The 23,779-nt window shown below is 35.3% G+C and carries 22 protein-coding genes and 2 pseudogenes; 11 read left to right on the forward strand and 13 right to left on the reverse strand.

Features of this window, described 5'->3' with window-relative positions; all coding sequences use genetic code 11:
• Position 1: 1 nt before the first annotated feature.
• From QW128_05300 to QW128_05310, 3 genes are all read right to left on the reverse strand, one after another.
• The gene (locus QW128_05300) at positions 2 to 1,252 is read right to left on the reverse strand and encodes a DNA double-strand break repair nuclease NurA (GenBank protein ID MEM3832997.1); all 1,251 of its coding nucleotides are present in this window, start codon (positions 1,250 to 1,252) and stop codon (positions 2 to 4) included.
• Between the two features lie 76 nt (positions 1,253 to 1,328).
• Positions 1,329 to 2,354 carry an electron transfer flavoprotein subunit alpha/FixB family protein gene (locus QW128_05305; GenBank protein MEM3832998.1) on the reverse strand — a complete coding sequence of 342 codons (1,026 nt, stop codon included), beginning with the start codon at positions 2,352 to 2,354 and terminating at the stop codon, positions 1,329 to 1,331.
• A gap of 9 nt (positions 2,355 to 2,363) precedes the next feature.
• Complete coding sequence (locus QW128_05310; GenBank protein ID MEM3832999.1) at positions 2,364 to 3,179, reverse strand: electron transfer flavoprotein subunit beta/FixA family protein; 816 nt, start codon at positions 3,177 to 3,179, stop codon at positions 2,364 to 2,366.
• Between the two features lie 167 nt (positions 3,180 to 3,346).
• Here QW128_05310 and QW128_05315 point away from each other — a divergent pair, with 167 nt between their 5' ends.
• A complete protein-coding gene (locus QW128_05315; GenBank protein MEM3833000.1) occupies positions 3,347 to 4,147 on the forward strand; it encodes a BtpA/SgcQ family protein in 801 nt (266 codons plus the stop codon).
• 7 nt (positions 4,148 to 4,154) lie between these two features.
• Here QW128_05315 and QW128_05320 read toward each other — a convergent pair whose 3' ends face one another.
• From QW128_05320 to QW128_05340, 5 genes are all read right to left on the reverse strand, one after another.
• Positions 4,155 to 5,171, reverse strand: coding sequence for a methionine synthase (locus tag QW128_05320; GenBank protein ID MEM3833001.1), 1,017 nt, complete (start codon positions 5,169 to 5,171; stop codon positions 4,155 to 4,157).
• Positions 5,172 to 6,137: a hypothetical protein gene (locus QW128_05325; protein ID MEM3833002.1), complete on the reverse strand. Its 966-nt coding sequence runs from the start codon at positions 6,135 to 6,137 to the stop codon at positions 5,172 to 5,174. It lies immediately after the preceding gene.
• 406 nt (positions 6,138 to 6,543) lie between these two features.
• Positions 6,544 to 7,302 carry a methylenetetrahydrofolate reductase gene (locus QW128_05330; GenBank protein MEM3833003.1) on the reverse strand — a complete coding sequence of 253 codons (759 nt, stop codon included), beginning with the start codon at positions 7,300 to 7,302 and terminating at the stop codon, positions 6,544 to 6,546.
• Between the two features lie 357 nt (positions 7,303 to 7,659).
• Positions 7,660 to 8,532: an RNA methyltransferase gene (locus QW128_05335; protein ID MEM3833004.1), complete on the reverse strand. Its 873-nt coding sequence runs from the start codon at positions 8,530 to 8,532 to the stop codon at positions 7,660 to 7,662.
• 39 nt (positions 8,533 to 8,571) lie between these two features.
• A complete protein-coding gene (locus QW128_05340; GenBank protein MEM3833005.1) occupies positions 8,572 to 10,029 on the reverse strand; it encodes an MFS transporter in 1,458 nt (485 codons plus the stop codon).
• Positions 10,030 to 10,862: 833 nt separating this feature from the next.
• Between QW128_05340 and QW128_05345 the strand changes: the two genes are divergently transcribed.
• The 3 genes and pseudogenes from QW128_05345 to QW128_05355 all read left to right on the forward strand — a co-directional run bounded on the left by QW128_05345 (position 10,863) and on the right by QW128_05355 (position 13,149).
• Entirely contained in the window at positions 10,863 to 11,516 is a 654-nt protein-coding gene (locus QW128_05345) for an HAD family hydrolase (GenBank protein ID MEM3833006.1), read from the forward strand.
• Positions 11,517 to 11,720: 204 nt separating this feature from the next.
• Positions 11,721 to 11,912: pseudogene (locus QW128_05350) on the forward strand (helix-turn-helix domain-containing protein).
• 34 nt (positions 11,913 to 11,946) lie between these two features.
• Positions 11,947 to 13,149, forward strand: coding sequence for a transposase (locus QW128_05355; GenBank protein ID MEM3833007.1), 1,203 nt, complete (start codon positions 11,947 to 11,949; stop codon positions 13,147 to 13,149).
• 429 nt (positions 13,150 to 13,578) lie between these two features.
• Here QW128_05355 and QW128_05360 read toward each other — a convergent pair whose 3' ends face one another.
• Positions 13,579 to 13,857, reverse strand: coding sequence for a hypothetical protein (locus tag QW128_05360; GenBank protein ID MEM3833008.1), 279 nt, complete (start codon positions 13,855 to 13,857; stop codon positions 13,579 to 13,581).
• A gap of 171 nt (positions 13,858 to 14,028) precedes the next feature.
• On the opposite strand from QW128_05360, the pseudogene QW128_05365 reads away from it, so the two are divergent.
• From QW128_05365 to QW128_05385, 5 genes and pseudogenes are all read left to right on the forward strand, one after another.
• Positions 14,029 to 14,145: pseudogene (locus tag QW128_05365) on the forward strand (MerR family transcriptional regulator).
• A gap of 399 nt (positions 14,146 to 14,544) precedes the next feature.
• Complete coding sequence (locus QW128_05370; protein MEM3833009.1) at positions 14,545 to 15,342, forward strand: SDR family oxidoreductase; 798 nt, start codon at positions 14,545 to 14,547, stop codon at positions 15,340 to 15,342.
• Between the two features lie 73 nt (positions 15,343 to 15,415).
• The gene (locus QW128_05375; protein ID MEM3833010.1) at positions 15,416 to 15,601 is read left to right on the forward strand and encodes a helix-turn-helix domain-containing protein; all 186 of its coding nucleotides are present in this window, start codon (positions 15,416 to 15,418) and stop codon (positions 15,599 to 15,601) included.
• Entirely contained in the window at positions 15,568 to 15,792 is a 225-nt protein-coding gene (locus QW128_05380; protein MEM3833011.1) for a hypothetical protein, read from the forward strand. The genes QW128_05375 and QW128_05380 overlap by 34 nt, the downstream gene beginning before the upstream one ends.
• Positions 15,785 to 16,069: a transposase gene (locus QW128_05385; GenBank protein MEM3833012.1), complete on the forward strand. Its 285-nt coding sequence runs from the start codon at positions 15,785 to 15,787 to the stop codon at positions 16,067 to 16,069. Before QW128_05380 ends, QW128_05385 begins: the two co-directional genes overlap by 8 nt.
• Here the strand turns inward: QW128_05385 and QW128_05390 are convergent.
• Positions 16,052 to 17,146: a hypothetical protein gene (locus QW128_05390; protein ID MEM3833013.1), complete on the reverse strand. Its 1,095-nt coding sequence runs from the start codon at positions 17,144 to 17,146 to the stop codon at positions 16,052 to 16,054. The two genes, QW128_05385 and QW128_05390, sit on opposite strands and share 18 nt — an antisense overlap.
• A gap of 9 nt (positions 17,147 to 17,155) precedes the next feature.
• Positions 17,156 to 18,391, reverse strand: coding sequence for a DNA primase DnaG (dnaG, locus tag QW128_05395; protein MEM3833014.1), 1,236 nt, complete (start codon positions 18,389 to 18,391; stop codon positions 17,156 to 17,158).
• Positions 18,392 to 19,336: 945 nt separating this feature from the next.
• Between dnaG and QW128_05400 the strand changes: the two genes are divergently transcribed.
• Positions 19,337 to 20,230: a prenyltransferase gene (locus tag QW128_05400; protein ID MEM3833015.1), complete on the forward strand. Its 894-nt coding sequence runs from the start codon at positions 19,337 to 19,339 to the stop codon at positions 20,228 to 20,230.
• 149 nt (positions 20,231 to 20,379) lie between these two features.
• Positions 20,380 to 20,952, forward strand: a complete 573-nt coding sequence (locus tag QW128_05405) for a methyltransferase domain-containing protein (GenBank protein ID MEM3833016.1) — start codon at positions 20,380 to 20,382, stop codon at positions 20,950 to 20,952.
• Here the strand turns inward: QW128_05405 and QW128_05410 are convergent, their stop codons facing one another.
• Positions 20,953 to 21,711, reverse strand: coding sequence for an enoyl-CoA hydratase/isomerase family protein (locus QW128_05410; protein ID MEM3833017.1), 759 nt, complete (start codon positions 21,709 to 21,711; stop codon positions 20,953 to 20,955).
• Positions 21,712 to 21,725: 14 nt separating this feature from the next.
• The gene (locus QW128_05415; GenBank protein ID MEM3833018.1) at positions 21,726 to 23,408 is read right to left on the reverse strand and encodes a methylmalonyl-CoA mutase family protein; all 1,683 of its coding nucleotides are present in this window, start codon (positions 23,406 to 23,408) and stop codon (positions 21,726 to 21,728) included.
• Positions 23,409 to 23,779 lie beyond the last annotated feature (371 nt).

A 23,779-nucleotide genomic window follows, 5' to 3' on the forward strand; every position in this document is an offset into this window, starting at 1 on the left:
ATTATAAAACACCATGCTTTTTATAGAATAGTTTACCGGTTTCCTTAACTGTGAGAGTAATATTTTTCTCCTCACTAACTTTTTTAAGTTCCTCTCTTATCAGATTGTATATTAATTCTTTATCTATAGTTCTTAGTATAGCATTTTCATGGGCCCTTAATAAAACATAAGGATACCCTTTACCTTTCACTTGTTGTAAAAGTGATATCTGAGAAGCTATACTAAGATGTATATCATCGATGTGAGATGAAGCCCATCCAGGTATTTCAACTCTCATAATATTATCTTCATCAACTTTAATATAGAAACCTTTAATATCAATATTTCTATTATGTTCTAATACCAAATTATGTACCTGGAAAAGTGGACCTCTCTCATAAACTTTAAGTCGTTTAAGAAAAAGATTTTTGTCATTTATGATAGAATATTTCAAACAGGGAGAATTATCACCTTTCTCTAATATACATCTATTACATGATAATTCAGAAACGCAAATTACACCTCTTATTAATGCATTAAGAAAACCCCTACTTAATGAATGGTAAACACCTATAGGTGTCACATTGAGTCTTTTCATATTATCGATGAAACGTCTTAGTGCGCTAACAAGTAATTCCTGATCCTCAGTTGAATAGTTTCCTGCATATGGTATCGATAAAGACCCATCATAAAGAAGAAATACTTTTTTATCTTTGTCTAAATCGCGTATAATTTTTTCTATTAATTTCTCCATCAATTCAAATTGCCAAATTTCTAAATCAACTTCTTTCATAATATGCCATGAATTCCTTTGTTGTGAGCGCCTGACAAAGAGTTCTTTACCTATCTTTACCTCGGCAATATTATCAATCTTATAACCCCTTGTAATTACTTTAGGAGCATACACAAATGTTACTACATTCATAACTGATACTAAAGGTTTGATGTGGACATCAGGTTTTATCCAGCTAGAATCAACTCCTATTATAATATTTCTTGTTCGTGCATCTGTAGAATCAGGATTTATTTTAGGTGACATGATTAAATTGACAGGTTCCAATGGTATATCAACTTCATTAAGAATTGTGAGAGTTGATGGGTCATTTTTTATAATATTTGATATTTTATCGATATCTCCATTAAAAAGTTTATAAGAATCCAGCTCAGTCATGATCTCAGCATAATCCATTAAATCATTTAGTATTAATTCAATTTTTTCTCTAAGCTGCTTTCCTATATCAGCTATTAATGATAACTTACCATACTCATACATTATATTTCATCCCTAATACATTATAGAGAAATATAAAAATTGCTGATATTCAAACAAATGTAAATATTTTTAGTTATTATGAGCTTCTTTTAATTTTTAATTGATTGAATTGTTGTATCATTTCTGAGACAATCTCTACCGCATCACCGACTATTCCATAATCCGCAGCCTTAAAGATACGAGCTTCAGGATCTTTGTTTATCGCCACTATTATTGATGATTGTTGCATGCCAGCAAGATGCTGAACTGCACCAGAGATTCCCACTGCTATGTAAAGCTTTGGTCTAACAGTTTTTCCGGTCTGTCCAACTTGTCTATCTTTAGGTATCCACCCCAGATCAACAACCTTTCTAGAAGCACCCATACCGGCATTAAGTAATTTAGCTAGATCTTCAATGAGCTTAAAGTTTTCAGGTTTACCAAGTCCATATCCTCCGGACACTACAATTTTAGCTTTATCAGGTAACGGTATATCACTTTCTTCCTTCTTAGGTATAAATTCTATCATTTTAGCCCTTGGATTAAACTTATCAAGATCTAAATTAACCTTAATTATTTCAGCTTTGTGACCACTAATATTCTGTGGTATCTCAAATACCCCTGGTCTGGCAGATGCCATTTGAGGTCTATGCTTTTTACATAATATATGTGCAAGAATGGTATGACCAAAAGCTGGTCTGATCATATCTATATTACCATCAGGAAGAACTTGAAAATCTGTGCAGTCAGCAGCTAAACCAGTTTCTATGATAGAATGTAATCTACCACCTAATTCTCTTCCATTTTTAGTAGCTGCAAAAAACACAGCCTCAGGCTTATAAATATTAATAAGTTGTGCCAACGCTTCAGCATATAATTCTGGTGAATAATTTTTAAGCTTAGGGTGTTCGACAACATATATCTTATTTAACGGATATCCAATTACCTCATCAATTAGGCTTTCATTACCGTAGTGTAACAGTACTCCAGCCAAGTAAACCCCTCTTTTATCTGCTAGTTCTTTAGCTTTGCTAATAAGTTGAAGTGATGGTTCACGCACATGTCCATTTCTATGTTCAAGAAAAACCCAAATACCTTTATATTGCGAAATATCACCTATCATACATATCACCTACGAATCAATCTCAATGACACCATCCTTAATTAAATAATCTATTAACTGCTTTACATTATCTTTTGTATTACCAGTTAATATAATATTCTTTCTTTTTGGCAAAATAACATTATCTATCTTGCTCACTATAGTTGGTGAACCAGCAAGCCCTATCTTAGTTATATCTAACTTCAGATAATCTGCGTTCCACTCCAAAATTACGTTTGCGCGTTTAGCTTTAAGTAATCCAGTTATTGTAGGTTGTCTAGGTATATTGGAACCAAAGTTAACCGTAATTACGGCCGGGAGTGTAGATTCCCAGATCTCATATCCATCTTCAACTACACGCTTAGCAATAACCTTGTTATCCTTTAACTCAATACTTGAAACATAAGTGATTTGAGGTAAATTAAGATGCCCTGCCACACCCGGCCCTATATGGCCTGTGGAACTATCTGTAGTTTCTTCGCCAAAAAATATTAAATCATATTTACCAAATTCCTCGCTAATTCTTTGCATAGCTTCGCTTAAGGTGTAAGCCGTGGCTGCTGTATCAGCACCTGCCATTCTTCTATCGGTTAGTAATATGGCCCTATCAGCCCCCATACCTATAGCTTTCTCTAATGATTTTCTAAAGAATGGTGGACCCATTGTAACAACGATAATCTCTCCGCCATATTTTTCTTTTAATTGTAATGCCATCTCCAAAGCGTTCAGATCAGGTGGATTAATATCACTTTCAACACCAGCTCTCTTCAGGGTCCCAGTCTTAGGATCAATCTCAAGTTGATCAGCTCTTGGGACTTCTTTGATGCACACTATAACTCGTAACATAGTTACATCCCACGCATGAATATCTTACAGCCAAATATATACTTGATTCTAATCTATATATCTAGTGATTAAACAACTCAATAATAATTCTTTACTCAAATTATAACATTAAATTACTGTTGAAATCTAATGATCATACTTTTAAACTTGTAACAACTAAATATGGTATGGAACCCTTTGGGGTAGAAAAACCAGTCATAGGTGTCATACATTTACTGCCTCTTCCAGGTTCTCCTAGAGGGCAAAGTTTTGATTCTGTACTAAAAAGAGCGGTGTCAGAAGCATTAATTCTAGAGGAAGGTGGTGTTGATGGATTAATTATTGAAAATTTTGGAGATGCACCATATGTGAAAGATAACGCGAGTCCTGAAACTATAGCATTTATGACAGCAATAGCAAAAGAAATATCTATGTCGGTTTCATTGACTTTAGGAATTAATGTATTACGGAATTGCGTGGATTCTGCAATAGCTATAGCTGCAGCAACTGGTGGAAAGTTTGTAAGAGCAAACGTGTGGACGGGAGTATATATAACTGATCAGGGATTAATCGAGGGTAAAGCATCTAGTGTTTTAAGATTTCGCAAAGCATTAGTAGCTGACCATATTAAAATTTTTGCAGACATACGTGTTAAACATGCTCATCCAATAGTTCCAATAAGTCTTGAAGATGAAGTAAAAGATAACATTGAAAGAGGATTAGCTGATGCTTTGGTAGTAACAGGTCCTAGAACAGGGCAACCTCCATCATCTGACTATGTATCTAACGTTAAAAAGGTTGCTGGGGAAGTACCGGTTTTAGTAGGAAGTGGGCTTAACTTAAATAATGTTAAAGAACTACTTACCATAGCAGATGGTGCAATAGTAGGGACATTTTTTAAAGTCGATGGAATAATAACAAACCCTATCGATATAAAAAGAGTGCGATCTTTGATTTCTATAGTGAAAGAATTAAGAAAAACTAAATAAAAATAAACTATATTTTTATATAATTTCTTTCATAACCCTTTATTTTGAGTTCTTTTCGAACGATCTTCGTAGCTTTAGTCATTACAACCAATTTTTGGTATGCTATTGGCCTAGGTTGGAGTTTTAGACCACAGTCTGGGTTAACATAAACATGATATGGTCCCATGACCTCTACAGCTTTTCTAATCGCATTAGCTACATCTTCTATGTTTTCAATCTTTTTATTATGAACATCTATTACACCAAATCCTATTTCCTTCCCGGAAGAATGTATTTTGTTTAATATATCAAGTTCTTTGAAGTTTCTATTGGCGAACTCTAGTGCAAATTGGCTTACCATCAATTCATCAAAGTATGGAATTAATCTTTTATATTCTCCGTAACAGACGTGAAGACCAATCTTCATACGCAGTCCTTCTATAGATTTGTTAATAGCCTGAACTGCCCAATGAATTTCATTCTCGTGTGTTGGAAGTGCCGGTTCATCAATCTGCACAAAAACATTACCAGAATCCTGTAATGCTCTTAATTCTTTGCCGATAATCTTAGCCAATTCAAATGTTAATTCTTCTTTTGAACTATAATATTCATTGAAGCTCCACTCCGCAATAGTATAGGGTCCTGTTATAGTCATTTTAACAACTTTTCGGTTTGAAACAGTTCTTAAAAATTTATATTCATCAACTATCATAGGACCTTTGTATTCGAGCATCCCAACTACAGCAGGTTTTTTATAATATGCATTACCCCATACTCTCACATGATCATAAAATTTAAAACCACCTATGCGTTCAGCAAAGAATTCAACCATTTCATCCCTCCTTTGTTCTCCATCACTAGGTATATCTATACCTGCACGTTCTTGATCAGCTACAACAGTTACGACTGCATCATCATAAGCTTCCTTTAAATCCTCTTCAGAGATCTGTTTTCTTTTGTAAGCCTTGATCATTTCCCTTAACCATTTTGGTCTAGGATAACTCCCTATTACAGATGCAGGCAATATTGGTAATTCATATTCCATTTATACCACCTTCTCAGATGATCTAACTAGAACTCTTAATTTTTTAAACGCAACGCTTTCAGGAATAAAATCCATCATAGAACTTGGCGTAATAAAAAGTTCTTTTGGTTTCATTTTTATAAGCTCTTTTACTATACTTCTTACGATCCTTACATCTTCCATTTTTGTATTACGGGAATTAACAAGACCAACAGCTAATGTAACATCTCTAACATCAAACCTTCTAAGATTAGTTAAAAATTCTTGTACCGATGTGAAATCTAAGCCTAAAATATCATACACATTCTTAATAGATAATACATGAAACGCAGGCCCAAAATATGTTTGAACCCATAATTTTACATCCAAATTATTCTTAAGCATCAATAGAGCTTCTTTAAATAATTCTAAAGTAGGCGTATCTGTAATTTCTATTAAAAACGGTTCATGCAACTCTATAATTTCTGCTCCCTCTTTTGCTAATGCAGATATTTCAGTATGCAACGCCAATGTTAAATCCATTATTAGATTCCTCATTGACGAATAATACCTATTTTCAGACATTAAAGCAAACGTTAAAGGACCAGGCAACATTGCATGTACCTGGAATCCAAACTCGCTTGCAATTCGCACATTACTTCTATACCAATCTACAGTGACTGAATTTTCAAGCTTAACCGAATTTTCAATCACTGGCACTCTATAGTAGAAATTATTATCAAAGAACCTGAATAATGGACCTTGCTTTATACCCCTCATAGAAGAAGAAAACGGACTGAACAAATCATCCCATAAATAAAGGCCATGAACAATGTTATTGATGCCTATCCTCTTTAACCTAAGAATAGCCCTTTTTAAATAGCTTGTATATATATTCTCAAAATCATTTTTCTCAATTTTTCCCTCACTAGCTTTCATTAATATTCTAGAAAATTTGAATGGACGCGGCAACCCACCTATTAAAACTGGCCTGACACCTTCTGACATATACCTTTAAATAATGTACTAAAAGATTAAGTTTACTGTACTTCAAGAAATTCCTTAATCTTCTTCTTACTACGATATTTATATAGATGGACGTTCAGAAAACCTAAACTTTAGTCCTGAGATGAAGTAAGCAAAATCTAAACATGTCAAAACTTGAGAAAAGTAAGTATTTTTCTTTAAAGAATGGTTGAGATTTCGAGCGCTTGGTCAATAGTCTGCAGGGAAGAATTGTGAGCCTTTCTAAACCAGTAAATAAGCCTAAATACGTAAAAACCTCAGACGAACATTATACCCAGTTTACTCGTAAAGTAGTTCACATTTAGTTCTCTTGAATTAAATTTAAGAATTAACAAAAATTTTCTAAAATTTATTTAAAATTTCGTTTTAATCAGATAGTAATTGTTAGTTACTTTCTAAGAAATTTAATAAACTCAACGCCGCCCTCTAGGTCCATCGGAGATGATAATACTATACCCTCGTAAATCCTTCCAAGTTCATCCACAACGTTACGAAACTCATCAATCTTCATAGTTACATTATCTAAAGTGGGAATCCCAGCAAGTTTGGCAATTTCCTTTATAACTTCAGAATTTTTCTCTGTAGGAACAACTAGGTTAACATAAACTTGTGGGCGCCATCCGTGCGTTGAGAACACACTTGATAAATGTTGATAAAAGTTTTTTGCATCTTCAACATTTAACATGACTTGTGTTATCATAAAATCTGGTTTTGCACTTAGCTTTTTAGAAAGACGTTGAATATCTAACGGTGGCCCTGCAACCATACCTAGCTTTAATGACGAAGTTTTTTCATCACTTTTTCCCCATAAAACTAGTTCCTCAGGCCATGTATCACTTACTTCATCTCCCTCACTAGGTTTATCTCCCCTTACAACAAGAACCCCATATACTCCTAACGCGGCGCATCCATAAATAATACTTTTTAAAGCTACTTTATTCATATTAATAGTTTTCAAATGAACAATAGTTTTTACGTTAAATCTTTGCAAAAGTATTGAGGCAAACATGGCACTTGGGATTCTGGGCATACCGAGAGGAGTATCTGTTATATTAAATGCATCCACAAGGTTAATAATAGGCTCTACTCGTTTTAACAATTTTTCTACATTCGCCTTGGGCGGCACTAGCTCAAAACTGAATAACATAAAACAAAAACATACTTCACCATAGATAAATCTTTCGCAAATAAGAAAAATATTCATTTAAGCTACTTAATTCTTACAAAAATTCCGTGAGAAAGCTCCTAACTTTAGTTGGGAGATGAATTGCCTTACAATTCGCACCTTCAAAGCAAAATCCATGCTACAGGTTTTTTCAATCTAAAGAAAAGATAAATAAGCTTGTTTTGTAAAAAATATTTGGGGTGAATTATATGGGAGGAAGACAAAGAACTACTATATTCAAAGAAGAGAGTAGTGAAACTAAGAAAGAAGAAGAAAAAACAAAAAAGAAATCAGAAAAGAAATAATTATAAATAAATACAAACTCAATCGATCAACTGTTCAATCAATTAAAAGATTAATTATTGACAATGTACTAATTAATGCTTCTTCAGTTCTTACAGTTTTTACGCCTTGGAGAGGTATAAAATTAATAACATAATCACTGTCTTGACTAAGTTCTAGACCAAATCTCTCAAAAATTTCCTTTAATCCCTCTTTTGGTGAACCAAAAACAAGAATTACATTCTTAGAGTTTTTTAATGTCTCCTGAAATCTTCCGACAATTTTTCTTATATCATCACCATATCTTGATGTAGAAACTATCAAATTATTTGGGTTATGAAGTTTTTTTATTAATAATGCAAGATCATGTATTACTGATACGTCATAAATCCAGTAGTGTGGTATCTGTGAAGAATCAACAATTTCTCCATATAAAGTATTATTCGATTTAACTATTTTTAGTGTAACTAAATCACCATGCTTTACCTTTATTTTGTCCCTAATTTCAACAGGTTCTGATAACCCTGCTTCAGCAAATATTCTATTTTCTTTCTTTATCACTAATGCTGATCTGAAGTTCGAAGAAAAATCTAACTTGTGCTCTGGATGATTAGGTGTCTTTAATGGTGGAGTAATTCCTACGTATTTTAGGTCATTGCATTTTTTGAACAAGAATTTTTTCAGGTATGGTGGTGTTTTGAAATATTCGAGAAGTAATTTTAATAATCTTGCATCTTCTTTCCATTTGTTATCATTAACATCTCTATAAATAGTAACATTACCAACTCTAAATATCGATAATGTTCTAGCAATCATTGATGCGCGAATTGTTTTCTCTCTTAAATGAGGTATATCTCTAAGAAATGTAGCTGGTAAAAGTACATGAATTTTTATTTTTCTTGCAGGAGGAGGCCATCTAATGTGCTCCATATATATAACATTTCTACTAACTTACATTTAAATGTCATGCTATTCATATAACGTCTCATCACGCTCCATATCTTTTGTTCTCTTTGATAACTCGCTTTTTTCTTTAAACATTGCAAAAGGTATTCCAATTGAATTTATTATAGCTAAGAATAGATAAGTCTGTTTAATACCATATATAAACAAATATATGTATTCCTGCGGTAAGTACGATACATCACCAATAGATATGATAGCTGTGAGTATTCTATAAGGAACGTAGAACGCTAATATGAGAAGGGCAATGCTTAGACTTATCAAGAAACCAAGATTAAAGAAAAGGCCTCTGAAGGCTGATGCAACGCTTCTTCGCATTGGTGGAACGTCCCTCATTGTATAACTGATATTAGGAGAAACAAATAAACCATTTCCTATACCAAGTATTATAGTATATATTAAAATAAAAACATCTGACGTGAACTCGTTTATAGTATAAAGCAACGCAAGAGAGAGTGTAGTAACTATCAGTCCTAGGACCGTAAATGCCCGTCTTCCATATTTGTCAGAAAGTCTACCACTTATTGGTCCTACTAATAAGAAAGCAATCTCAAAAGGTAAAAACATTAGTCCAGTAATAATTGGTGAATAACCTTTCACTAACTGCAAATAAAGACTAAGCAATATGAAAACTGCACCCCAGCTAATAACATTAAAAAGAAGCGAAATGGTCCCTCCAAGAAATGTTTTTATTTTCAAAAGACTCAAATCAAGAATCGGACTATCCGTTCTTCTTTCATTGAATACAAAGATTACTAGTGATATAATCGACAGTATACCGAAAATTATACTTATCAAGAGATCTGACAAACCATATGTTATAAATGTTAATGCAAGCAAAAATGATGCTGCACTTACAGTAAACGAAATAAATCCGATCCAATCTATAGGAGCTTCACGTTCTATTTTACCAACTTCTTTAAGTCTGAAGTGTGCCCATAGTGTACCAAATATCCCAATCGGCACATTAATATAAAATAAAAATCGCCAATCAATCAACGAGATTATTACACCACTAATTACTAATCCTATCATTGCACCAGCACGAAAGGCTATCTGGTTAATTCCTAATCCTAACCCTAACTCGTGTTGTGGCCATGAATCAACAATAATTGCAATACTATTGGCAAACATCATGCTACCTCCAATACCCTGAAGTCCACGTGTGAGTATCGCTTGAAGCGGAGATCTTGCTAAACCAGTTAATAATGATCCAACTGTGAAAATTATGAAGCCAATATTGTAAACTTTTACACGTCCAGTAATATCACTTATTCTTCCTATTATCAGCAAGAATGCAGTAGATGTTAGTAAATAGGCTTGAGTTAGCCATATAGCTTGTTCAGGATCTGATTTCAGATTCTCTGCAATAGAAGGTAATCCTACTATAAGAATTCTGCTATCAATGCCTGCCATGAGAACTCCCACAGTAGTAACAGTCAATACAGTCCATTTATAGTCCATGATTAATCATTAGTGAAAAAGAAAAAAGCTAATATTTAAAGATTAATATGCCTCCCATGTGTTGATGTTGTTAACAAGAAAATACTCTTGAGAGTCTGGGTTCTAAGTTATGTGGTCATTATGACGTACGTAACTTTTCCCTCTCTATCAGTTCATCGAGGGCTTTCGGAGTGAACCAATGAATCCACACATCCGAAGTTTTAACATGTCTCCATAGGAGGTTATACTTCTGGAGCAGAGGGGACAGGTTAGAGATGCGAGATACGTATCTCGCATCTATACTTATTGCAACTTAATTTGAGTCTTTCTATCGCGATACTATTTCGGAAGGCTTTCTATGAGTACAGGCTAATGGAATGCAAAATGCAATATGTACTAGACAGAGATGCTGCAGCCGTGCCTAAACCTTCAGATATTGGAAGTAGTCCACCCTAACCTCCAATGAAATAACAAAGGAGGAGAGAACGACTTGGCTCTCTCTACGAGTAAAGTTGGGGGATTCTCGGTTTGTTAGGCTTTTGATAGCCTTCATCATACCGAGTTCTGAGCTGTGTCAAGCCAGTTGTTATGGACATATTCGCTTGTCTGAGCTCCTTCTCCAACTTTAGCTCGGAACATTATTCCAGCCTTTGAACATCTGAGCCACATTCGAGCGACACGCTCAAAAACATGTGATGAACATCACATTCAAACCTAATAGATAATTCATCCCAGAAACAAAGTTCTAAGCTTTCATGTAAATTTGATAAAAATACGTTTAACATGGTTAATCTATTATTTAATCATGACGTTAAGTATTTATTTAAAATGTTATTATTGCGCATAGATTAAGAATGATTAAAGGAGTAGTGTTTGATCTGGATGGAACATTATGGAATAGTGTTGACTTACTTGCAAGTGCTTGGGTTGAAACGTTAAAGCTAATGGGTTACAATGTCAGCAAGAATGATATAAAGCCATTAATTGGACTTAATGGAAGAGAGATAGCTAGAAAAGTTGGTGGTGAAGACGCAGCATCTAAGTTTTTGCAATACTTAGATTCTTTTGATAAATATATTATATCGCACTTTGATGAGGCGCCACTTTTTGATGATGCTACAGAGACTTTATCAGAACTTAGAAAGAGAGGTATTAAAATTGGGCTTGCTACTTCAACACCAAGACGTAGACTTGATGTAATACTCGATTATTATAAGATAGGACAGTTCTTTAATGTTACTGTTGCTGGTGATGAGGTTTTGTTTAGTAAGCCTAATCCTGCAATATATTTAAAAGCATTTAATCAATTAAATATCAACCCTAAGAATGGTATGATTGTGGGTGATACTGAATATGATGTAATACCTGCAAAAAAGATAGGTGCTCTTTCTGTTTTGATTATTAACAACAGGAACAGAGGCATCAGCGAAAAATCCGATTTTATAGTAAATAGATTAAATGAAGTTATAGGAATTATTGATAGTTTGGGTGGGCTGCTCCACGACTGAGGTCAGGAGCTTCCAGCGTTTAGGATAAGCTTTATGCTTCCAGTAACCTGGTTTGAGGTGTTCACAGCCCCACCGTTCCATAGAGCTCATTACCCTATGAGCTATGTATGGGAAGAAATTTAGTGAGCTAACTTCACATTTAAACTTTTGCCTTTGTCAGCAGTTTCAAAATAGATGTGTTTAAATATTGGTAGATATAGGAGAATATTGATGTCCGAAAAGCTCTGTACAATCAAGGAAGCGAGGAAGCTTCTTGGAGTCACCACATGGACTATTCAGCAATGGGATAAACAGGGTAAAATAAGGTGTGTTAGGACTGTTGGAGGACGTAGGAGGATCCCCGAGAGCGAAATAAAACGAATTCTTAGTTTAAGGGAGGAAAGAATTATTGTAGGCATGAGGAGCCGTAAGTATAGGGAGGTTGTTGAAGGTGTCAGGAACCTTGTTAGTTAAAGCGTACTCGATACCGCATAACCTTGAGGTGAACGAGCTCATAGAGGACTACATGCGCATCTTAAACGCTATCTTAGATGACTTATGGAGGAACGTTGCATGGAATAGGAATGGGAAGAGACTTATACCATTTCTGAGGAAAGATAAGACTTTTAGAAAAAAGCTTAGAGACAAGTATCTTGAGGGGTGGGTTTACTCCAAGCATTACGTGGACTCCGCGATAAAGCAGGCTTATTCCGTGCTTGAATCGTGGAGGAAAAGATATCTACGTGGGCGGGCTGGAAGAAGTAGGCCTGAACTGAAGAGGAAGTTCGTTAGAGTTAAGGAAACTCTCTACAGTTACAGGGACGGGGTTCTCAAGATTTCAGTAAGACCTTACGAAGAGAGTATAACTATAGATTTGAGGAAGGCGTGGTGCTGGGATAGGATAAGGGGTTTAGACCTCGGCGAACTCATACTTAAACAGGACAGGTTCATAGTTACTGTTAGAAGAGAGGTGGAGCTAAAGATTAAAGACCCAATAGCATGGGACGTGAACCTCTTAACTTTTGACGGCTTTGATGGTGAAAAGCATTATTCAATAAGCCTGAAGGAAATCTACACAATTCATAGAACCTATGAGCTGAAGAGGAGGGTCATCCAGAAGCTACCCGGAAAAACGAGGAAGAAGCTCCTGAAGAAGTACGGTTCAAGGGAGAAGAACAGGGTTAACGATGCATTACATAAACTCGCAAAACGATTATCGGGTAGAACAAATGTGTTCGAGGATTTAAAAAATTTCAAGGAAAGAATAGCTAGGACAAAGAGTAGGAGCATGAATAGGCAGAATAGCAAACACGACTACATTAAGCTCCAAAAGTACGTAGAATATAAGTCTGCATGGAATGGACACACAACAGTATTTGTTAAGGCTTATGGGACATCCAAGACCTGCTCCAAATGCGGGTATTATAATAAAGACCTAAGGGGAGCAGTCTTCGAGTGCCCAAAATGCGGTTTTATAATCGATAGGCAGAAGAATGCATCAATAAACATTTGGAAAACGTTCCTTAGGATGTGGGGATTCATGGGTTCACCCCGAAAGGAGCTAACCCCGATGTGCCCTCCAATGAACCCAGAGGAGGACAAGAGGGATGAGGCTCAAGAACTAAGTATGAATTCCACACATATCCATACTTAGTTCAGAACCCCATTCCAGAACTAAACCCTAGGTTTTCTGGGCACTCATCTATATAAAATTTAGATTTATCTAATTATTAGTTATACTTCTTATCTTGTTTATTTTTTATTAATTATTCTTTTGTCCCCCTATTTCTTATCCTATTTCTTTAATTCATTGAACAGATAGTTAACTTTAGCTATCTTACAGAGACGTAGCAGAAAGCCCATGATTTTAATCATGGGATGAATGTGTTTAAATACTTGTCAGTTAATTTTTCTATGGACGGGTCGCTCTTAAGCGGGGCATGGGCTACATGCTCATGCCAGGGGGTGATTTGGCACACCCCGAACTTGGTAGGATGAAGGTATACGAAAGCCCAACGAACCGAGAATCTCCGCGACTGAAGCCACGGAGAGTGCCAAAACGGAAATAATTAGATAATAAATATTAACTTTTCTTTGCTTTACTTTTTAAAAGATATGCTATTATTACGAGTAATGGCATTATTATAATTGTGACGCCACTTAAATAATAATACCAGTCTACTATTGTTACAGTTTTAGTTATAGTGTGCGTATAATTTACTGTGGTTACAATTGTTTTAGTAACTGTTATTGTGGTTGTAATAGTTGTTGTCGGCACTAACTGAAACATAATATAAGGAAACCCAATAATTATAACTAATATTAGAACACTTATAGAAAATGCCAATACTTTATTGTTCATACTTCATCTCTAATAATAACGTAGATCGATATATAAAACTTTTTCATCGAATAGAAAATATAAAAATATTATGATAATCTATATCTTTAAAGCAGTAAAGCATTAAGTCTCGGGTGTACAGCAGCTCTCAAATAAATATATTTTTATAGATATTCATAGCATTTTATCTCGATGAGCATAGAGAAGCATTATACAATGAAAGAGGCCAGTAGGATCCTCGGTGTCAGCGTTAGGCGTCCTCAGATTTGGGATAAGCAAGGTAAGATAAGGTGTATTAGGACTGTCGGGTAGGACTGTCGGGGGCAGGCTGATGAAGTGTGAAGATTGTGGTTTAATCTTAGATCGAGATGTTGCAACTGTGTTGAACCTTCAGATGTGGGAAATTAAGTTCACCCCGGAAAGCCCTTTATGAACTATTATTATCAATTCTTTATCTATTAGAATTAAACTATCTAGCTTCTCAAAGTCTTTTGGCGTCCATAAATACTTGTTTGAGTCTGTTATTAGATAGTGTTTATTTGACTCTATACTTATAGGATACCGCTCTTATAAGCTGAAGAGTGTGTTCTTAATGTAGACCATTATCTTGGGCTTATCAATAGCTCTTTCCTTGTTGTAAAGAGTTATCCATACGAGTGTCAAATTAATGAGTTATATTTAATATCCTCTAGGTTTTAGATAGTAAATATGAATGTTGTAATAGTTACGGGTGCATCGTCAGGTATAGGGTTGGCAACGTCTAAGCTTCTTGTTGAAAATGGTTTTTCTGTTGTATTGGCTTCACGTAACGTTGAAAAGCTTAGATCATTGTTTAGTAATGAGGATGTGCTTATTGTGAAAACTGATATAACAAAAATATCTGATGTGAAAGAATTGATTTCCGAGACTATTAGTAGGTATTCTAAGATCGATGTGTTAGTGAATAATGCAGGTATTGGCATTTCTGGTCCTTTGTATGAGATGGATTATGATCAGATAGAAAAAGTTATTGCTACAAATCTTTTAGGTCCTATAATACTTACTAAAGAGGTTTTACCAATCATGATTCGTAATAATGGTGGATGTATTGTGAATGTTTCAAGTCTTGCGGCTTTTGTTCCAGTACCTTGGATGAGTATATATGCTGCGACCAAGGCTGCTTTGAAAATTCTTACGGATAGTTGGAGGATTGAGTTCAAACCATATAATATACGTGTGATCGGTGTGTATCCTGGATATGTCAAGACGGGCTTCTCTGCAAATACTATAAGGACTCCTACTGCTCAGAAACTAATCAGTGTTGATAAAAATGTTGGTCCTATTCTTCAACCTGAAACTGTTGCAAGAAAGATTGCGGATTCAATTATAAAGGGTGCTAATAGTGATTTATACATTAGTCTCCCTTATAAAGTTGCTCATGAAATTGCTGTTCACATGCCAGGTTTTGTTAAATGGTATTCTGAACGTCTATATAAACGCATGATTAAGCATTTAGAAAAATCTTAATTAATTATACGCCGTGGTCAACAGTTTTGGAATAGATAGGTTTAAATATTTGTTTAACTCTATTAACTCTTTGATGAAAGAAGAACTACTTAGACCAAAGGATGTCGCAAAGAAGTTTGGTATCTCAGTTAAGACTCTCTGGAAGTGGCAGAAGAGGGGCATTATTAGGGCAGTTAAACTCCCGACTGGCAAGCTCCGCTACCCGAGGAGCGAAGTTGAGAGATTATGGAAGCAGTTAAAAGCTACAGGATCCCAGTAGAGGCTCCAAAAGATTTAATCGAAGAATACTTCAAAGTTAAGCGGAAGGCTTTAGATGCGATCTTCTCGCACGTTAAGATTTCCAAGAAGGCTCACCTCGAATTCAATAGAGAGAATAGGAGAGAGCTTAGGGATGAACTGCTACGAGAGTGGAAATACTCCAAACACTACGTTGATTCAGTACATGCTTGAATACAAGCTTAAATGGCTTAATTTACCAACAAAATACGTTAACCCAGCCAACTCATCTAAAACCTGCCCAGTCTGCTCTGGAAGCACGATGGCTTCCTATCTGGGCAGGATAATGAGGTGCGAGGAATGCGGGTTAACAATGGATAGAGATATTGTAGCGGTGTTGAACCTTCAGATGCGGGGAATTGGGTTCTCCCCGAGAGCCCTCAACGAATTAATCGAGAGGGAAGGGTTAAGTAGGAATGAAAATAACAATTCACTATATATTCCTACTTAACTCAGAACCCAAATCTGGAATCTTGTATCTGAGTATTGCTGATATGCCACCTATTAGTTCAAGGTTTTTACCGGCTTCACTTTCTGGTGGTATAATTTTTATGCGCCCTCCGGAACTGATCACTTTTTTTGCTAGTTCCAAAACTTGTGTAAACACGTTTTCATTGTGTAATATTGAACCTGATATTATTAATGTATCTATGGACTTAAGTTCAGCGGCTTTAGATATTTCTTCTAGTCCAATTGCTGTTTTCCCTTCTTGTGAGAGTTCGATAAGTTTTTTTATTGTTCTCATGTCATCGATTGTAGCAAATCCGCTTAGTTCGTTGAGTAATTCCTCATTATGTATTGATTCCCATAATCCCTCTGTTCCTCCTAATGACCCTGTTATGAGTTTCATTTGTATTGTTTTTCTTATTTCTACCCGTATTTTTTTGGCCAGCTCTTCTTTTAGAAAGCCTGGTCCATAGAGTATTATTATGTAATCATCTTTAATGTGTTTTTTAAGTTCTTCTATTATTTTTTCTAGGTATTTTTCGATTAGTGTTTCCTTATTTTGCTCATATCCTTTTCTTTTACTGTGAAGACCACTCTCTATTTCCTCTATTATATTTAATCCTTGATCTGTAAGTAATCCTAATGCTGCTTCTTCAAAATCCAGAGAAATTATGAATATTTTTTTGCTAGCTGATCTCGATCTTTGAATTATGTGTTCGATTATTTTTATAGACCATTCTTTTCTTTTTTCTATTTCTAAGGAGTCCCCCCTGTGTACGTTTATTGTGTGATATAAGCCTTGTATGTTTAAGTTTTCTGGTCCTTTAACAATTTTTCCTGTGATTCTTAATGATTCTCCGAATTTGCTAAATGATATCTTCTCAACCTCTATTCCTATAAATACTCTTACCCTGCCCACTTTTTCTTCATTCTCAGCACGTTGTATCTTTTTTTGACGCTCGGACCATCCATAGACTATATCCTCTTTATTTATTAATAGTGCTAAATGTATTAGATCGTCTGGTGTCTCAACTAGTATTTTTAGGTAATTTTTTTTCTCATCAATTTCTAATAGTTTCATATTTTTTACCTAAAGTACTGATGAAAGAAGTGTTTCAAAAGTATAGATCTTTAGGTTTATTGGTCTTCTCACTAAATTACCTACTCTATATCCTACTATATACTGAACTTTCTTCTCATTTGCAAGATCTACTAATCTTTGTGTTATAACTCCATCAATTACTATTGCTTGAACATCCGATGTATTTGATAATTTATCGACCACATCCTTAACTGGGAAACGATCAACTTGAACCCATTCCTTATTTAGAAAAACTCCCTCCATAGTGCCCATTAAAGTTTTTACTGTCTCTACTAACTGTGGTGGTAGCTGTGGTAACGTTGGTTTGACAATAACTTCTTCTGTCTCCACAGTTTTCTCTTTAGCTTTCTCTACTTCTTCCTCTTTCTCCATTATCTCTTCTTTTTCAGGTTGCTTCTTTAATTGTTCAAGGAATTCCTCTAATGGTATTCTACTATTTAATGATTTAACAATTTCTTTGCCGCTAAGTTCTTCAACTTCTTTGCCAGATGGTGCTCTAGCTACGTAATCAACTTTTGCAACCTGAATGAGACGTCTTAGTATGAGTTCTCCTCCTCTATCTCCATCGACAAATACTGTCACTGCTTTTTTCTTACTCAACTCTATGATAGTATCTGGTACTGATGCTCCACCTAGTGCTATCACATTAGTAAAACCATGTTTTAAGAGGTTAAGTACATCAGCTCGCCCCTCAACTATGATAATTTCATTAACGTTATCAACATCAGGGCCTGCTGGTAGTTTTTCTGGGCCATATGTTGTAATTTCGGCAGTCTTTAAAGAGTTGATAATCTCTTCTATAAGTTCTTTAGTCTCTATACCATGTTCTTCTTTCCATTTCATAAGTATTTCTCTTGCTCTCTCAAGAATTTTCCTTCGTTTCTCTTCTCTTTGATCGATGATTTTTTTGAGTGTAATCTTTGCATTGCTGGGACCGATTTTATCAATGGTTTCTATGGCTGCGGCAATTAATGCTACTTCTGGTTTATCTAAATTTGTTGGGATTATTATTTCACCGTATGTTTTTCCTCCTCTAGTTTCAGAATTTACTTCTATTCTCCCTACTTTACCAGTTTTTTGTAATTCACGTAATTCCAAATCATCTCCTAGTAAACCCTCGGTTTGTCCAAAAATAGCACCAATGACATCGGATTTATCTATAATACCATCTACCTCAAGGTTTACCACTATCACATATTTTGCCGATACTGGTGGTCCTCCCATTCCTTAAACCTCCAAATGATACTCAATATTTTACTAAATATCTCACTATTAAATTTACGCATTTCATACGAAATAAACAATATCTCTAACCATGCAAACTGGTGGAGGCTGTGTCCCCGCTACAACACACAGGCTCATTGACGGTGCACTCGCCCCACATTGCCTGTGCTCTCTCAAACGGGGATTTATCGCCTCCACCATTTATTATTAATCTAAAACAAGTATAAAGGATTTTTCTAAACAAACTTCGTTATTTATTAACCAATTTTAGGATCTGATTATACACATTAAAATTATAACCTTCACATTGATCTACACCATAAAAAGTTTAAATGCATTAATTAGAGTTATATCCTCAATTAAGAGAAAGATATTTAAACTGCGAAGAATTGAAGCTAAAGCATTTGTTGTAATGTTATCGCGTGAATAACTTCTTTAATATCAGTAAATCTTTTTAACTCTGACGGCGGGGAGTCTCCATCTGTAAGGGTGGGGATGAAGGCCGATAAGCTTATATTTTTTCTCGTTGTATTTATCGTTGTCTGCTTGGTTGGCAGACCTAGTAGGCATGGAACAGGCCGAAAGAGAAGACTGCTGAGGGCAAGACCTCCGTAACCCACCTTCCACACGGGATTCCCGAAACGGTCTCACTTGCCGAGACCTCCGCTGTGGGTGAGTGGAGATCGAGTCTGTCCGTGGAAGCAGGAAGCCACCTGCGAAAGCTGGTGGTAGTTCACTCCCTTGTATACCCATATTTCAGGATTTTTAGGTGTTGTAGAACCTTTATAAAAATGAATTAAACCTTGATTATCAACCACTATAATGTCAGTGAAAGTTCTACTAACATCTATTGCTACTGTAAGCTTAACATTAAAGAGTATATTTAAGTTTTTCATGAAAAGAAGAAAGATAAAGATTTTAGTATGTTAATTTTGTATCAGTGATGTGAAGCTAAGGGTTTGGTTGCGTGCTGTAAGAATCAAAACGTTGCCGTCTTCTATTCTTGCATCTATTGGTGGTAGTTTATATTCTGTTTTAGTTGGTTATGGTTTTGATGTTTGGTTGGCTGTGTTGACCTATGTCGGTGTTGCTTTTGCTCATATGAGTGTTGATTTGATTAATGATTATCTTGATTATAAGTCTGGTTTAGATTTTGATGTTAAGAGGACACCTTTTAGTGGAGGTACTGGTGTTATTGTTGAGGGGTTGTTAAGTCCTAATGTTGTTTATAGGGTTGGTGTTTTAATGCTTATTATTGGGTTTATTATTGGTATTTATCTTAGTTTTCTTAGAGGTATTATGGTATTGATTCTTACTTTGTTTGGAGTTCTTACTATTTATTTATATTCTTCATATTTAGCTAATGTTGGTCTTGGAGAGTTTTTTGTAACTCTTAAGGGTATTTTTGTATTTCTTGGTAGTTTTTATGTTATGTCTCAAAAAATACTATGGCCAGCAGTATTGGTAGGAGCTATGTATGGTTTGGTTTCTGCATCTGTTCTATATTCTAACCAGATTCCTGATTTAGAGGCTGATGAAAAGCATGGAAGGAGAAATCTTGTTGTAAGATTAGGTGTTGGAAAGTTACATTTGGGTTATGGTATTTTTATCATTCTACTTTATTCATTACTATCTATTTCAGTTTTTTTAGGAATGTTGCCTATTTTATCATTCATGGCTCTGCTGGGACTGAGCTTTCACATTAATGCATATTATGGTATTAAAAAGAAGCAGAATGATAAAAGTGTAGTTTCTTATCTAGCTCAGAGTATTATGGGAGGTAGGATTGTAGATACTTTGTTAACTCTCTCCATTTTTTTAAAGATTCTAGGATTTTGATAATGCGAAACATAGTTTTTTTCACTACAGAAAAGAAGTCAGATGATTTATGTTTCTCATTTTCTATTTTGATATTTGTTAGTGTTTTTGTTATGATTTTTCTATTATAAGGAGCAAAGGATATATGTTCAAGTATTATAACGAATTGTATGGATGGCGATTTTGGTTCTCGTATGATGGCTGCTTTTCTTCAAAGTAAGGTTCGACGTATTTTTGATCCACCTGAGAGAGTAGTTAGTTTATTAAATGTTCGTGAAGGTATGATAGTTGCTGATATCGGTTGTGGTCCTGGTGTTTTTAGTATTGAGATTGCTAAAAGGATTGGTAGTCTTGGTTTTGTTTATGCAATTGATTCAAGTAGCTATATGATTAAGCACGTTGAGTCATTAGCTAAGATTATGGGATTAAATAACGTGAAGACCATAAGAACTGATGCTTCAGATTTATCAGTGATTCCCTCTGAAAGTGTTGATGTATCAATATTTATGTACAGTCTTCATCACATAAATAGAAAAATTGATGCAATACGTGAGGCTCTCAGGATTACTAAACGTGGTGGGAAGATATTTATTCTAGATCCTATATGGGAGCGTTTCTTCTTTCATGGAATTAAACGTGGAGATGTTGATCAGATTGTTAAAATGTTAAATAATTATGAGAGAGTACGATTTACTATGAATCATAAGTCCTGGCAGCTTTCGATGTTCATATTTAAAGAATAATTAAAATTTTAATTTGCGTTTTTCTAAGAATGCTTTCATACCTTCTTTTGCTTCCTTTGTTATTGATATTTTTGCTAATTCTTCTATAGCATCCTTTATGAATTCTATGCGATATTTACTTAGCCATGATCGCATGGTTTTTATTGCTTGTGTTCCGTTAAGCATTATTTTTTGTGCGATTTCAATAGTTTTATCCTTTAGTTGAGAGTTTGGTACTATGTAATCAACTAATCCTATTCTCTGTGCCTCATATACGTCAATGGGTTCTCCTGTTAGGATTAATCGTGCTATGTGTCTGAGTCCTATCATGTTATGACCTACTGATAGTGCTATCGGTGGTATTAATCCGATTCTTCCTTCTGGGATTGCAAATTTTGCATCTTGCACTGAGATCACTACATCTGCCAGCAATAGTAGTTCACAGCCTCCTCCATAAGCAAGTCCATTTACTGCAGCTATAAGTGGTTTTTTCATGTTAATTAACGATAGAACAGTATCTAGTAGCGTGTGAAAGAATTTGTAAGCCTCATTAATATTATTTAAAGAGTACATTGCGAGTATGTCATCACCTGCTGAGAATGCCCTACCTGTTCCTGTTATTACTACTACTTGCGTATTATCATTGTTTGCAAATTCTGAAATATAATGGAGTTCTTTCCATGTTTCTTCATCTAATGCATTAAGTTTTTCTGGTCTGTTAAGTAAGATCCACCCTATCTTATTTTCAACAATGTATTGTACTCTTGTAAAGTTTTGCATCGATATTCACCATTTTAATATATCGTTGGTTCTTTGTATTCACCCCAAATTTCTCTTAGTACACCACTGATCTCTCCAATTGTGGCCTTGGCTTTTATGGCTTCAATTATTGCGGGGACAATGTTCTCTTCTGAATTTTCCGCAACTTTTCTTAATTTGTTGAGTGCTCTTTCATGTTTTATGTGATCTCTATTCTTTTTTAATTCTCTTAGACGTGATATGACCCGTGAGCTTACGTTTGGATCAACTTTTAAAAGCTCCATTGCTAACTCCCAACCTTCTTCACGGTATATGTTTACCCCTACAATTCCTAATTCTCCATTTTCAATCTTTTTTTGATATTCATATGATGTGCTCGCAATTTCACGTTGTGGTATACCTTTTTTAATAGCTTCTATCATTCCACCAACATTATTGATCATCTCGATAATTTTCCATGCGCGCTCCTCTATTTCATCAGTTAGCCATTCAACATAATAACTGCCTGCCAAAGGATCTACAACGTTTGCCACTCCCGATTCATGTGCAATCACATGTTGTACTCTTAACGAGATCTTCACAGCTTTCTCAGTTGGCAGAGCCCACGCTTCATCATAAGAATTTACATGCAAACTCTGTGTTCCGCCTAATATTGCTGCAAGAGCTTGTATTGTGGTCCTTATTATATTGACTTCAGGTTGTTGAGCGGTGAGCGCAGCTCCAGACGTTTGAGTGTGAAATCTCATCCACATACTTCTCGGCTTTTTAGCGTTGAATCGTTCTTTCATTATTTTTGCCCACATTCTTCTCGCCGCTCTGAACTTGGCAACCTCCTCAAACAAGTCAGTACCTGCAGCGAAAAAGAAACTCAACCTAGGAGCAAACGCATCAACATCCATACCCCTTTCTATAACCTTTTTAGTATATTCTATAGCGCCTGCTAGTGTGAATCCAATTTCTTGAATTGCATTAGCGCCTGCCTCTCTATAATGATATCCGCTAATACTTATTGGGTTCCATTTTGGCATTTCTTTTGCTGTGAACATTATTATATCTGTTGTGTAACGCATTGATGGTTCAGGTTCATAAATGTAATTTTTCCTTGCTATGTACTCTTTAATAATATCATTCTGAACTGTACCACCAAGTGTTGCTCGATCTATTCCTCTAGATTCTGCGACTATAATATACATTGCCAAAATCTCTGCTGCAGTTGCATTTATGGTCATTGACGTCGTTATGCGATCTAAAGGAATGTTTCTAAATAGTATATCCATTTCCATTATTGATGGTACTGATACTCCAACTTTTCCCACCTCTGGTTCTGCTATAGGATCATCTGGATCAAGCCCAAGCTGTGTTGGTAAATCAAAAGCTACACTTAATCCCGTTTGTCCTGAACTAAGTAATTTTAAATAACGTTCATTAGTTTCTTCTGCAGAACCAAAACCAGAATATTGTCTAAATGTCCAAAATCTTCCTCTATACATGTTAGGATATATTCCTCTAGTAAATGGATATTCGCCTGGAAATCCGAGATTCTTAAGATAATCCCATTTACGTTCTTCCAAATCCACGGGCGTATAAAGGGGTCGCACAGGAATTCCTGAGATCGTGGTGAATGAAGATTTACGTTCTGGCACTTCATCAATTAATGGCTTTAAAACTTTGTTTATCCATTCCTCAAATTTTTTACGAACTTCAAACTCATCAGACATACTATTCAAACATTAATAACAAGACCAGACAAATAAACCTAAAAGAACTCTAACGTTTAATTAATAACACACAATAATAATGCTCATTTATAAAGCATTGACTCTCTTAAACCTACTTATTTTATCAGGTCCTCGCAAGAAGACCCCATGCGTAAGCGTGGGGATGAATTGCGATAGACTTTTAAACAGCTTTGAGTAATTAAAGTTTGATATGAAGCTGACTATCCAAGCGGGCGTTGTTGGGCTGACTCGAAGGAAAAAAGACTTGTTGGATAGGGAATATTTTAACCTTCAGAAGTTTCTTAGGGGGGACAAGACTGTTCCGTTGTATTCGGCGAATAAGCAACAAGCTCTTAGATACTATCAAAGAG

The sequence above is a fragment of the Thermoprotei archaeon genome (genome assembly GCA_038881895.1).
GTDB lineage: Archaea > Thermoproteota > Thermoprotei > Gearchaeales > WAQG01 > JAVZOV01.

Coding starts and splice junctions, on each gene's coding strand:
- QW128_05360 (MEM3833008.1), bottom strand. CDS start 13,857: ATGAACAATAAAGTATTGGCATTTTCTATAAGTGTTCTAATATTAGTT.
- QW128_05385 (MEM3833012.1), top strand. CDS start 15,785: ATGCTTGAATACAAGCTTAAATGGCTTAATTTACCAACAAAATACGTT.
- QW128_05375 (MEM3833010.1), top strand. CDS start 15,416: ATGAAAGAAGAACTACTTAGACCAAAGGATGTCGCAAAGAAGTTTGGT.
- QW128_05335 (MEM3833004.1), bottom strand. CDS start 8,532: ATGGAGCACATTAGATGGCCTCCTCCTGCAAGAAAAATAAAAATTCAT.
- QW128_05300 (MEM3832997.1), bottom strand. CDS start 1,252: ATGTATGAGTATGGTAAGTTATCATTAATAGCTGATATAGGAAAGCAG.
- QW128_05305 (MEM3832998.1), bottom strand. CDS start 2,354: ATGATAGGTGATATTTCGCAATATAAAGGTATTTGGGTTTTTCTTGAA.
- QW128_05345 (MEM3833006.1), top strand. CDS start 10,863: ATGATTAAAGGAGTAGTGTTTGATCTGGATGGAACATTATGGAATAGT.
- QW128_05340 (MEM3833005.1), bottom strand. CDS start 10,029: ATGGACTATAAATGGACTGTATTGACTGTTACTACTGTGGGAGTTCTC.
- QW128_05310 (MEM3832999.1), bottom strand. CDS start 3,179: ATGTTACGAGTTATAGTGTGCATCAAAGAAGTCCCAAGAGCTGATCAA.
- QW128_05330 (MEM3833003.1), bottom strand. CDS start 7,302: ATGTTATTCAGTTTTGAGCTAGTGCCGCCCAAGGCGAATGTAGAAAAA.
- dnaG (MEM3833014.1), bottom strand. CDS start 18,391: ATGGGAGGACCACCAGTATCGGCAAAATATGTGATAGTGGTAAACCTT.
- QW128_05415 (MEM3833018.1), bottom strand. CDS start 23,408: ATGTCTGATGAGTTTGAAGTTCGTAAAAAATTTGAGGAATGGATAAAC.
- QW128_05405 (MEM3833016.1), top strand. CDS start 20,380: ATGGATGGCGATTTTGGTTCTCGTATGATGGCTGCTTTTCTTCAAAGT.
- QW128_05370 (MEM3833009.1), top strand. CDS start 14,545: ATGAATGTTGTAATAGTTACGGGTGCATCGTCAGGTATAGGGTTGGCA.
- QW128_05320 (MEM3833001.1), bottom strand. CDS start 5,171: ATGGAATATGAATTACCAATATTGCCTGCATCTGTAATAGGGAGTTAT.
- QW128_05315 (MEM3833000.1), top strand. CDS start 3,347: ATGGAACCCTTTGGGGTAGAAAAACCAGTCATAGGTGTCATACATTTA.
- QW128_05380 (MEM3833011.1), top strand. CDS start 15,568: ATGGAAGCAGTTAAAAGCTACAGGATCCCAGTAGAGGCTCCAAAAGAT.
- QW128_05325 (MEM3833002.1), bottom strand. CDS start 6,137: ATGTCAGAAGGTGTCAGGCCAGTTTTAATAGGTGGGTTGCCGCGTCCA.
- QW128_05410 (MEM3833017.1), bottom strand. CDS start 21,711: ATGCAAAACTTTACAAGAGTACAATACATTGTTGAAAATAAGATAGGG.
- QW128_05390 (MEM3833013.1), bottom strand. CDS start 17,146: ATGAAACTATTAGAAATTGATGAGAAAAAAAATTACCTAAAAATACTA.